We start from the raw sequence: 11,895 nt of genomic DNA on the forward strand, positions 1-11,895 counted from the left end.
ACCGTTTCAGGTTCCGTCCGCCACATGACTGTTTTACAACATCGAGCCAGTCGCGACTGGCCCAGAAGAATGCCTTGGCTAGCGGTTGCGGCAGAGGTGCTGGCCTGCGACATAGCGCGAATGGCACCCACCCCCTCGATCCCCAAGGCCGCGTTCTGGATGGCGCTGTCTATCGCCTCGTTCCTTGGCATGACGGTCGCCGGCCGAGCCACGACAGCGGAGCTCAACGTCTTCCAAGTGCTGGAGTTGCGCTCCGTGATCGGCTTCTTCATCCTGCTGCCGCTGGTGATGATGAGTGGCGGCTTTCAAGCCATGCGCACGCAGCGCCCGGTTGCCCATATCGCCCGCAACGTCATCCATTACACGGGCCAGGCGGCATGGCTCTACGCCCTCACCTTGATTCCGCTGGCCGTGTTGATCTCGATCGAATTCACCACTCCGATCTGGACAGCTATCCTGGCGGTGATCTTTCTGGGCGAAAGGCTGAACCGGCCGAAGTTGGCAGCGATCGGGCTGGGGCTGATCGGCGTGGTGATCATCGTGCGCCCCGGTGTCGGCTCGGTCGATCCTGGACATCTCGTCGTGCTGGGCGCCGCGGCCTGCTTCGGCATCTCGGTGGTCACCGTCAAGTCGCTGACCCGGACGGACAGCGTCGTACGCATCATCTGCTGGATGCTGATTGTCCAGTCGGTGGTCGGTCTCATCCCGGCGCTCTATATGTGGCGCAACCCGCCACTGGAGCTATGGCCATGGATCGTGCTGATCGCCTTCACCGGCATGTCGTCGCATTTCTGTATGGCCCGCGCGCTTGGCTATGCCGACGCGACCATCGTCTCGCCGATGGATTTTCTACGCGTGCCGCTATCGGCACTGATCGGCTGGCTGCTCTATAGCGAGCAGATCGACGCCTTCACCGCCGGCGGCGCGCTGCTGATCCTGATGGGCAATCTGCTCAATCTGCAGCGCAGGCAGATAAAGCCGGCCGAAGTGGCGGCGTCGTAGTCCCGCAGGCCGTCAGTTCCCTTCGTCGGGTATGTTGAGAAGATGGCCGCAGGCCTTGCAATGGACGGCGTCCGGCTCGTGCCGCCGCAAGCCGCACTGCGGACAGGGAAACAACACCTTGGCTGGCCGGAAGATCGCCTGAGCCAGTCTGACAAACAGCGATATGCCGATGATCATGGTGACGATTGCCGTCAGCTTGCCGGCCATGCCCGGCAGCACGATGTCGCCGAAGCCGGTCGTCGTCACCGTGGCGACAGTGAAATAAAGCGCGTCGATATAGTTTTCCAGGCCGGCGCCAGTGCGAAAGAAGAACGTGTAGACGAAGCCGGTGATGACGAACAGGAAGGTCAAAAGGTTGATGACCGCGTGGCTGGCCTCTCGCCACGGCCGCAGGCCTCGCATCTCGAAATGCCGCCAGAGCGAACCGCTGCGTGACAGCGACCACAGCCGCAGGATGCGCAGGAAGGCGAGATTGGCGAACGCCGTTGGCATCAGCAGCGTCAAGAGGATGAAGACATCGACCCACGACGTCGGCTGCTTCATCAGCCGCAGCATGTTCTTGGAGGCAAGCAGGCGGGCAGCGAGGTCCGCGGCAACCAGCGCGGCCGCCGAATAGTCGAGCCAGAGGAAGGACGGCTTGTCCTGGAGAACCGGCGTCGCGATGAAGAAGGCGATGATGGCGAGGTCGATGACGACGGCCACCAGTTGGAACCGGAAAGCGGCCGGCGTGCGCCCATGATAAAGCCTGCGCAGCCGGTCACGCAGCCGCGCCAAGGCTGAAACCGCCTGCGACCCATTCCTCTGCGCCGGCTTCATGCTGACTGCGCCGGCGTTGGCGGCAGCGACCGCCCGGCTGATTGCCGCGCGCCGAAAAGAGCGGGGGTCACACCAATTCCACTTCGACCACGCCCGGCACCGCGCGCATCGCCGAGGCGATCTGCGGCGAGATACGGTAGCGGTTCGGCAGCTCTATCTCGATTTCACCCTCGCCTTCTTCCTTGATCAGCACGAAACTGACCTGGCCTTCGCCCCTGACGGTCAGTTGGCCGGCCAGCGTGTTGATCGGCGTGGCGTTGCGCACGAAGATACGCAGCGCCTTCTGGATGCGACTTGCCTCATCCTCCAGCGACTGCACCGAGTTGATGCGCAGATTGACGCCTTCCGGCCTGTCCTCGGCCGCAACGGTGATGACGACGGAGCGGCCGGCCTCGAGCAGGTCGCGATACTGTGCCAGTCCTTCCGAAAACAGCACGGCTTCGTACTGGCCTGACGTATCCGAAAAGGCGATGACGCCCATCTTGTTGCCGGTGCGCGTCTTGCGTTCCTGCTTGGATGTCACCGTGCCGGCCAGGCGGCCGGCGGCGGCACCGCGTTTGACGGCCGCCGAGAACTCGGCCCACGTTTGCACCCGCATCTTCTGCAGGGCCGCCTTGTACTCGTCGAGCGGGTGGGCCGAGAGGTAGAAGCCGACCACCTGGAATTCACGGTGCAGCCGGTCGGCGGCGAGCCACGGCTCTGTCGCCGGCAGATTGAGTGCCTGCGACTGGGCGCCGAGCGAGGCGCCGAAGATGTCGTGCTGTCCGGAAACCGCGTTCTGCTGCGCCAGCGACGCCAGCCCCATCATGCGTTCCACGCCCGCCATCATCGACGCGCGGTCGTGGCCGAAGCAGTCGAGCGCGCCGGCCATGATCAGGCTTTCGAAGACGCGCTTGCCGACGATCTTGGGATCGACCCGCTCGCAGAAATCGGCGAGGCTCTTGAACGGCTTTTCGCCACGCTGGGCAACGATGTGCTCGACCGCCGCGTCGCCGACGCCCTTGAGCGCTGCCAGCGAATAATAGATGCGGTTCTCACCGACCTCGAAGGGGCGAAAGCTCGATGTCACCGACGGCGCCAGCACCTCGATGCCGAGGCGCAGCGCGTCCTGGCGGAAATCGGCGAGCTTGTCGGTGTTGCCCATGTCGAGCGTCATCGACGCCGCCAGGAACTCGACCGGATAATGCGCCTTGAGATAGGCGGTCTGGTATGAAACCACCGCATAGGCGGCGGCGTGCGATTTGTTGAAACCATAGTCGGCGAACTTGGCCAGCAGGTCGAAAATGAAGTCGGCTTGCGGCTTGCCGACGCCACGCTCGACCGCGCCGGAGACGAAGCGCTCACGCTGCTTGTCCATCTCGGCGCGAATCTTCTTGCCCATGGCGCGGCGCAGCAGATCGGCTTCGCCGAGCGAGTAGCCCGACAGCTCCTGCGCGATCTGCATCACCTGTTCCTGGTAGACGATGACGCCTTGCGTCTCCTTCACCAGATGGTCGATCTTGGGATGGATCGAGGCCATCTCCTCCTCGCCATGCTTGCGGGCGTTATAAGTCGGGATGTTTTCCATCGGGCCGGGTCGATACAGTGCGACCAGCGCGATGATGTCCTCGATGCAGTCGGGCCGCATGCCGATCAGCGCCTTGCGCATGCCGGCACTTTCCACCTGGAACACGCCGACCACTTCGCCGCGCGACAGCATGGCGTAGGTCTCGGGATCGTCGAGCGGGATGGTTGCCAGGTCGATCTCGATGCCGCGCCGGCGGATCAGCTTCACCGCCGTCTCCAGCACGGTCAGCGTCTTCAGGCCGAGGAAGTCGAACTTCACCAGTCCGGCCTGCTCGACATATTTCATGTTGAACTGGGTGACGGGCATGTCCGAGCGCGGATCGCGGTACATCGGCACCAGCTCCGACAGCGGCCGGTCGCCGATGACGATGCCGGCGGCGTGCGTCGAGGCATGGCGGTAGAGGCCTTCCAGCTTCTGCGCCATGTCGAGCAGCGTCTGGACGATCGGCTCCCTCTCGGCCTCTTCGGCAAAACGTGGCTCGTTGGCGATGGCGTCGGCGAGCTTGACCGGATTGGCCGGATTCTGCGGCACCATCTTGGACAGCTTGTCGACCTGGCCATAGGGCATTTGCAGGACGCGGCCGACGTCGCGCAGCACGGCGCGCGCCTGCAGCGTACCGAAGGTGATGATCTGGCCGACCTGGTCGCGGCCGTATTTCTGCTGGACGTAGCGGATGACCTCCTCGCGCCGATCCTGACAGAAGTCGATGTCGAAGTCGGGCATCGACACGCGGTCGGGATTGAGAAAGCGCTCGAACAGCAGCGAGAAGCGCAGCGGATCAATGTCGGTGATGGTGGTCGAATAGGCGACCAGCGAGCCTGCGCCCGAACCGCGGCCAGGCCCGACCGGAATGCCTTGCGCCTTGGCCCATTTGATGAAGTCGGCAACGATCAGGAAGTAGCCGGGAAACTTCATCTTGGTGATAATGCCAAGCTCGAAGTTCAACCGCTCGCGGTATTGCTCGACCGTATAGCCCGCGGTCGGGCCATGCATGGCAAGGCGCGCGTCGAGCCCCTCATGGGCCTGGCGGGCCAGTTCGTCGGCTTCCGCCTGCACGGCGGCGTCATTGTCGGCGACATCGCCGCCGGTGAAGCGCGGCAGGATCGGATTGCGGTTCTTCGGGTAATAGGAGCAGCGCAGCGCGATCTCGACAGTGTTGTCGATCGCCTCCGGCAGGTCGGCAAAGAGCCTTGCCATATCGGCCTGGCTGCGCAGGAAATTGTCGGGCGACAGCCGGCGACGGTTGTCGGCGGCGACGACCGATCCCTCGGCAATGGCAATCAGCGCGTCATGTGCGTCATAGTCGTCGCGAGAGGAAAAGAACGCCTCGTTGGTGGCGACCAGCGGCAGTTCATGGGCATAGGCCAGATCGATCGAGGATTTTTCGATCAGGCGATCATAACCGGAAACCCGGTCAAGCTCGACATAGAGCCGGTCGCCGAACATATCCTTGAGGGTCAAAAGCCGGGCTTCGGCCAGATCGCGGCGATCTTCCTTGAGCGCGGTGCCGATCGGTCCGCGCGGTCCGCCGCTGAGGCAGATCAACCCGTCACAATAGCCTTCCATCATTTCGGTGGTCAGGTGCACGGCTTCGCCCGGCGGCGTTTCGAGGTAGACGCGGCTGACCAGCCTGACCAGATTGGAATAGCCCGCCTCGGTCGCGGCAAGCAGGACGACCGGCCGCATATCGGGACCTTGCCGTCGGCGGTCGCGCTGGCCATCGCTGTTTTCGCCGGAAAAGGCGAGCGCCGTCTGGCAGCCGATGATCGGCTGGATGCCGTCCTTCACCGCCTTCTGCGCGAATTCGAGCGCGCCAAACAGGTTGTTGGTGTCGGTAACGGCGATGGCCGGGGCTTCGTCCTTGACCGCATGAGCCACCACCTTGCCGATCTGCAAGGCGCCTTCCAGCAGCGAATAGGCCGAATGCACGCGCAAATGGACGAAGGGCCGCGCCGGGGCCTCCGGCCGCGCCGCAGCAATCGCCGCTTCGCGCTTCAAGGGATCGCGGGGGAGTTTTTCGTCGGCCATGGTGCTGCGTGAAGGTCCTTGAGTCGATGGAGATGTATTGTCCGGGACCGCGCGATGCCAGTCCAGCACAAACCACTGCTGATCACAGGCTGCCTGCCCGGCTAGCCCTAAGCAAACTCCATGATCACAGCGTCGACAGCCAGGCTGTCGCCAGGCTTGGCGTTGAGTTTGGAGACGACAAGGTCGCGTTCGGCACGCAGCACGTTTTCCATCTTCATCGCTTCGACCACCGCCAATGTCTCGCCTGCCTTGACCTCCTGGCCTTCGGCAACGGCAATCGACACGACAAGGCCAGGCATCGGGCAAAGCAGCAGCTTCGACGTGTCCGGCGCCACCTTTTCGGGCATCAGCCTTTCCAGTTCGGCGGTGCGCGGCAGCATGGCGCGCGCGGTCACCGACATGCCTTTCCAGGCGATGCGAAAGCCATTGGCGACCGGCCTGACCTGAGCCGTAACCTTGCGCTTGCCGACCGTACCGCGCCAGACCAGATCGCCCGGCCGCCAGTCGGATGCAACGGTCAGCGCCTTGCCGCCCGCGATCGACAGATCGACTTCCATCGGAATGGAAATCATGCCCTCGATGATGGACGTCGACAGATAGTCATCATCGATCTTCACGACCCAGTCGCGCTTCAGCGCTCCCGAATGCGGCGCCAGGCGCCCGCCCAGCCGGTCAAGCCGATCACGTCGCAGCAGTTCCACTGCGGTCGCGATCGACGCCAGCACCGCTTTCTCGTCGTCGTTCGGCACGACCGGCGCGAAACCGTCGGGATATTCCTCCGATATGAAAGCGGTCGATATCCGCCCTTCCCGCCAACGCTGATGCTGCATCAAGGCAGCCAGGAACGGAATGTTGTGCTCGATTCCGTCGACGACGAAGCTGTCGAGCGCTTCCGACATGGCATCGATGGCTTCCAGACGCGTCGGCGCCCAGGTGCACAGCTTGGCCAGCATCGGATCGTAGAACATCGAGATTTCGGAGCCTTCGGTGACGCCGGTGTCGTTGCGGATGACGACATCGCCGAATTGTCCTTCCTCCGGCGGCCGGTAGCGGGTCAGCCGGCCGATCGAAGGCAGGAAATTGCGGTAAGGGTCTTCGGCATAGAGCCGGCTTTCCACCGCCCAGCCGTTCAGCTCGATGTCGCTTTGCTTCAGGCCAAGCTTTTCGCCGGCGGCGACGCGGATCATCTGCTCGACCAGATCGATGCCGGTGATGAGCTCCGTCACCGGGTGCTCGACCTGCAATCGTGTATTCATTTCAAGGAAATAGAAGTTCTTGTCCTTGTCGACGATGAATTCGACCGTGCCGGCGCTCTGGTAGTCGACGGCCTTGGCCAGCGCCACAGACTGCTCGCCCATGGCCTTGCGTGTCGCTGCGTCCAGGAATGGCGACGGCGCCTCTTCGGCGACCTTCTGGTTGCGTCGCTGGATCGAGCATTCGCGCTCGCCGAGATAGAGCGCGTTGCCATGCGCGTCGGCCAGCACCTGGATTTCGATGTGGCGCGGATCGACGACGAATTTCTCGATGAAGAGACGATCGTCGCCGAACGAACTCTTGGCTTCCGAGCGCGCGCGGTCGAAGCCATCGCGCACTTCGGCTTCGCTCCAGGCGATGCGCATGCCCTTGCCGCCGCCGCCGGCCGAAGCCTTGATCATCACGGGATAACCGATTTCGCCGGCGATCTTTTCGGCATGATCGGCATTCTCGATGACGCCGAGCCAGCCGGGCACGGTGGAAACCTTGGCGGCGTTGGCGAACTTCTTCGATTCGATCTTGTCGCCCATCGCCTTGATCGCCTTGGGCTTCGGGCCGATGAAAATGATGCCTTCCGCTTCCAGCGCCTCACAGAAGGCCGCCCGCTCGGACAGGAATCCGTAGCCGGGGTGCACGGCCTGGGCTCCCGTCTCCTTGCACGCGGCGATGATCTTTTCAGGGACGAGATAGCTCAGCGCGGCTGGCGAAGGCCCGATATGCACCGCCTCGTCGGCCATCTCGACATGCACGGCATCGCGATCGGCATCGGAATAGACCGCGACCGTGGCAATGCCCATCTTGCGCGCCGTCTTGATGACGCGGCAGGCAATTTCGCCGCGATTGGCGATCAGGATCTTGGTGAACATGCGAAATGTCATCCCTCGGGTCGGCCGTTCCTTTTATGGCCTGTGCTTGCAGGGTCAAGCCGACCATGCAATTCACTGCCTTTCAATCGACTTGCGATTCCAATTCATCGCTGTGGCCCAGTCGGGGAGCCAGCTGCCAGTTGATCGTGTCGGCAAAACCTGAAACCTTGGAAAAAAATTCGCATTGGAGGACGCCTGATGAAAACCCGCGCCGCTGTCGCTGTTGCCGCCGGAAAGCCGCTGGAGATCATGGAGGTCGACCTCGAGGGCCCGCGCGAGGGCGAAGTGCTGGTCGAGATCAAGGCGACAGGCATTTGCCACACCGACGAATTCACATTGTCGGGCGCCGACCCGGAAGGTCTGTTTCCGGCCATCCTCGGCCATGAGGGCGCCGGCGTGGTGGTCGATGTCGGCAAGGGTGTCACCTCGCTCAAGAAGGGCGACCACGTCATCCCGCTCTATACGCCCGAATGCCGGCAGTGCCCGTCCTGCCTGTCGAGAAAGACGAACCTCTGCACGGCGATCCGCGCCACGCAGGGCCAGGGCCTGATGCCCGATGGTTCGTCGCGCTTCTCGATCGGCAACGACAAGATCTTTCACTATATGGGCTGCTCGACCTTCTCGAACTTCACCGTGCTGCCCGAGATCGCACTGGCCAAGGTCAATCCGGACGCGCCCTTTGACAAGATCTGCTACATCGGCTGCGGCGTCACCACCGGCATCGGTGCCGTGATCAACACCGCCAAGGTCGAGATCGGCGCCACCGCGGTCGTCTTCGGCCTCGGCGGCATCGGCCTCAATGTCATCCAGGGCCTGAAACTTGCCGGCGCCGACATGATCATCGGCGTCGATTTGAACAACGACAAGAAGGAGTGGGGCGAGCGCTTCGGCATGACGCATTTCGTCAATCCGAAGGAGATCGACGGCGATGTCGTGCCCTACCTCGTCAACATGACCAAGCGTGGCGCCGACCAGATCGGCGGCGCCGACTACACATTCGACTGCACGGGCAGCACCAAGGTCATGCGTCAGGCGCTGGAAGCCTCGCATCGCGGCTGGGGCAAGTCGGTGGTCATCGGCGTTGCCGGCGCCGGCCAGGAGATCTCGACCAGGCCGTTCCAGCTGGTCACCGGCCGCACCTGGATGGGCACCGCCTTCGGCGGCGCGCGCGGCCGCACCGATGTGCCGAAGATCGTCGACTGGTACATGGACGGCAAGATCCAGATCGACCCGATGATCACCCACACGCTCAAGCTCGAGGACATCAACAAGGGTTTCGATCTCATGCATGAGGGCAAATCGATCAGAAGCGTCGTGGTTTACTGAGGAAGCTCACAGGCCGCGGTCCAACCGGCGCGCGGCCTCCGTGGTTCACAATGGGAGGAGAAAAGAAACATGAGCGAACTCCCCGCCATTCTCGTCGATGCAGATGCCTGCCCGGTCAAGGCCGAGGTCGAAAAAGTGGCCGACCGGCATGGCGTCCTTGTCACCTACGTCTCCAATGGCGGCCTGCGGCCGTCGCGCGATCCGATGGTCCGCAATGTCGTGGTCTCCAAGGGCGCTGATGCCGCCGACGACTGGATCGTCGACAATGCACGCACCAACGACATTGTGATCACCGCCGACATTCCGCTGGCCGCCCGCGCGGTTGCACTCGGCGCCCATGTGCTTGGGCCAACCGGACGTCCCTTCACGCCGGAAACGATCGGCATGGCGGTGGCGATGCGCGACCTGAAGCAGCATCTGCGCGAGACCGGCGAAAGCAAGGGCTACAATGCCAGCTTTGCGCCGCAGGACCGGTCGCGGTTTCTCGGCGAACTCGACCGCATCTTGCGGCGCGCCATGAAATCGGCCACACCGGATTAGCGCTATCCAGGGCTGGAACCACCATGGCCGCCGAAGCTCCGATAGACAAACCCATGCAGCGCCACATGCTGTTTGCTGTGTCTGCCTGCTTCGGCGTCTTTGCGCTTCTGGTGGCGTTGCTGCTGCACGCTCCGCTTGCCTATTCGATCGGCGCCAACGCGTTCTTTGCCGCCTATGTCATTCTCGTCGTCGCCCAGATGCCGAAGTTCACCGGCAGGTATCTGAGCAAGAATGCGCGCGCCACCGACCAGCCGGTGCTGGTCATCTTCGCCGTGACGCTTGTCGTCGTTGGCGTTGCCGTTGTCGCATTGTTCCTGCTGATCAATCAGAAGGACAGAAGCCATCCCATCGAGCTCTTCTTCGCGCTGCTGTCGATCCCGCTCGGCTGGTTCACCATCCATGCCATGGCAGCGCTCCATTATGCCCATGTCTACTGGATGGATGGCGATGCGATGGATGCCGAGACCAGGAAGAAAATCCCGGTCGGCGGACTGCTGTTTCCGGGCGACAAACGGCCGGAGGGTTGGGACTTCCTCTATTTCTCGACGGTGATCGGCATGACGGCGCAGACCGCCGACACCAACATCTCGACGACGCATATGCGTCGTGTCGTGCTTGTCCACTCGATCCTGTCGTTTTTCTTCAACACGGTCATCGTCGCCGCTGCCGTCAATCTCGCCGTCAGCCTGGGCGGTCCGTAATAAATCCGTGATCGGATGAAACATCGGTTTGGATCGCGACGTATCAGGAGGACAATGAGCGCGCAGGCCATGCCGCGAGGCCGGGAGACGAAACACGATGGAATCCGTTGCCAGAAGCCAATCCGCCGCCGATCCAGGCGCTTCGGCGTCGAACGACAAAACGCTGATTTACCGGCAGTCGCGCTGGACGCGGCTGACGCATTGGCTGTGGGCCATCTCGCTGTTCTTCATGCTGCTCTCAGGCCTGCAGATCTTCAATGCCCGTCCGCAGCTCTATATCGGCAAGCAATCGGGCTTCGATTACAACAACACCATCTTCGCCATCGGCGCCGAGAACTCCGATGCGGGTCCGCGCGGCTACACGGAGATCTTCGGCAAACGCTTCAACACCACTGGGGTGCTCGGCTGGTCGGGTCCGGCCGGCCAGGAGACGTCCCGCGCCTTCCCGTCCTGGGCGACCATCCCGTCCTACTATGATCTCGGCACTGCGCGCGTCATCCATTTCTTCTTTGCCTGGATACTCACCACGACGTTGATCGTCTGGCTGGTCGCCAGCATCGTCAACGGTCACATCCGCCGCGATCTCGCGCCACGCCTCGACGATTTGAAGCGGTTGCCGCAAGACATCGTCGACCACGCCAAGCTCAAATTCCACCACACGCGCGAATACAACACGCTGCAGAAGATGGCCTATGGCGGCGTTCTGTTCGTGCTGCTGCCGCTGATGATCGTCACCGGCCTGGCGATGTCGCCAAGCATGAACTCGGTGCTGCCTTTCCTCAACGATCTGCTCGGTGGCCGGCAGACGGCACGCACCATCCATTTCACCGTCATGGTGCTGCTGGTCGCCTTCTTCGTCGTCCATATCCTGATGATCCTGGCCGCCGGCCCGATCAACGAGCTGCGCTCGATCATCACCGGCTGGTACCGCACCGATCCTCCCGCACAGGACGACAATACAGCCGAGAGGAGTGCCTGACATGGCGAAGTTTGAGATCAGCCGCCGCAAATTCCTGACCGCTGCCGGCCTTGGCGCTTCCGGTATCATGCTGTCGGGCTGCGACGCCTTCGACAGCCAGCTAAGCGTCGGCAGCGGCCTGCGCAGTTTCCTCGAAAACGCCAATGGCCTGACCTACCGCGCACAGCGCCTGCTGGCCGGACGCGACGCGCTGGCGCCGGAATTCACCGAGGCCGATATCCGCCAGCCGCAGCGGCCGAATGGTGTCACCGCTCCCGATGACGACGTCTACAAGGGCCTGCTCGCCAACAATTTCGCCGACTGGCGTCTGGAAGTGACGGGTCTTGTCGAAAAGCCGCTGTCGCTCAGCCGCGAGCAGCTCCAGAACATGCCAAGCCGCACCCAGATCACCCGCCATGACTGCGTCGAAGGCTGGAGCTGCATAGCCAAATGGACCGGCACGCCGCTGTCGCTGGTGCTGGACCAGGCGGTGGTCAAACCGCAGGCGCGCTATGTCATGTTCCATTGCCTCGACACGATCGACCGCAGCCTGTCGGGCGACATCAAATATTACGGCACCATCGACCTCATCGATGCCCGTCACCCGCAGACGATCCTCGCCTACGGCCTGAACGGCAAGCCGCTGCCGGTCGAGAACGGCGCGCCGCTGCGGGTTCGCGTCGAGCGCCAGCTCGGCTACAAGATGCCGAAATATCTCTACAAGATCGAACTGGTCGACGGCTTTGCCGATGTCGGCGGTGGCAGGGGCGGCTATTGGGAAGACAATGGCTATGACTGGTACGGCGGGATCTGAGCTGCACACCGCAAATCCGGCGC

At 62.9% G+C, this 11,895-nt stretch carries 9 protein-coding genes; 6 read left to right on the top strand and 3 right to left on the bottom strand.

Annotated elements, in window-relative coordinates; genetic code table 11:
* Positions 1–120: 120 nt before the first annotated feature.
* Positions 121–1,002 (top strand): DMT family transporter, encoded by an 882-nt coding sequence (locus LB519_RS07870; protein ID WP_224619361.1) that lies wholly within the window; start codon positions 121–123, stop codon positions 1,000–1,002.
* Between the two features lie 12 nt (positions 1,003–1,014).
* On the opposite strand, the gene LB519_RS07875 is transcribed toward LB519_RS07870, so the two are convergent.
* From LB519_RS07875 to LB519_RS07885, 3 genes are all read right to left on the bottom strand, one after another.
* Positions 1,015–1,818, bottom strand: a complete 804-nt coding sequence (locus tag LB519_RS07875) for a potassium channel family protein (protein ID WP_063167892.1) — start codon at positions 1,816–1,818, stop codon at positions 1,015–1,017.
* A gap of 67 nt (positions 1,819–1,885) precedes the next feature.
* Positions 1,886–5,413 carry a DNA polymerase III subunit alpha gene (dnaE, locus tag LB519_RS07880; RefSeq protein WP_224619363.1) on the bottom strand — a complete coding sequence of 1,176 codons (3,528 nt, stop codon included), beginning with the start codon at positions 5,411–5,413 and terminating at the stop codon, positions 1,886–1,888.
* A 107-nt stretch (positions 5,414–5,520) separates the two neighbouring features.
* Entirely contained in the window at positions 5,521–7,533 is a 2,013-nt protein-coding gene (locus tag LB519_RS07885) for an acetyl/propionyl/methylcrotonyl-CoA carboxylase subunit alpha (RefSeq protein ID WP_224619365.1), read from the bottom strand.
* A 198-nt stretch (positions 7,534–7,731) separates the two neighbouring features.
* Between LB519_RS07885 and LB519_RS07890 the strand changes: the two genes are divergently transcribed.
* The 5 genes from LB519_RS07890 (at position 7,732) to LB519_RS07910 (ending at position 11,872) form a co-directional block, all read left to right on the top strand.
* A complete protein-coding gene (locus tag LB519_RS07890; protein ID WP_224619367.1) occupies positions 7,732–8,859 on the top strand; it encodes an S-(hydroxymethyl)glutathione dehydrogenase/class III alcohol dehydrogenase in 1,128 nt (375 codons plus the stop codon).
* Positions 8,860–8,928: 69 nt separating this feature from the next.
* Complete coding sequence (locus LB519_RS07895) at positions 8,929–9,399, top strand: YaiI/YqxD family protein (RefSeq protein WP_024505334.1); 471 nt, start codon at positions 8,929–8,931, stop codon at positions 9,397–9,399.
* Between the two features lie 23 nt (positions 9,400–9,422).
* Positions 9,423–10,100 carry a DUF1345 domain-containing protein gene (locus LB519_RS07900; protein WP_013531945.1) on the top strand — a complete coding sequence of 226 codons (678 nt, stop codon included), beginning with the start codon at positions 9,423–9,425 and terminating at the stop codon, positions 10,098–10,100.
* Positions 10,101–10,197: 97 nt separating this feature from the next.
* Positions 10,198–11,079, top strand: coding sequence for a cytochrome b/b6 domain-containing protein (locus LB519_RS07905; RefSeq protein WP_224619369.1), 882 nt, complete (start codon positions 10,198–10,200; stop codon positions 11,077–11,079).
* 1 nt (position 11,080) lies between these two features.
* A complete protein-coding gene (locus LB519_RS07910; protein ID WP_024505336.1) occupies positions 11,081–11,872 on the top strand; it encodes a molybdopterin-binding protein in 792 nt (263 codons plus the stop codon).
* The last annotated feature ends 23 nt before the right edge of the window (positions 11,873–11,895 follow it).

It is taken from the genome of Mesorhizobium sp. AD1-1, from assembly GCF_020164655.1.
In the GTDB taxonomy this organism is placed as follows: Bacteria; Pseudomonadota; Alphaproteobacteria; order Rhizobiales; family Rhizobiaceae; genus Mesorhizobium; species Mesorhizobium ciceri.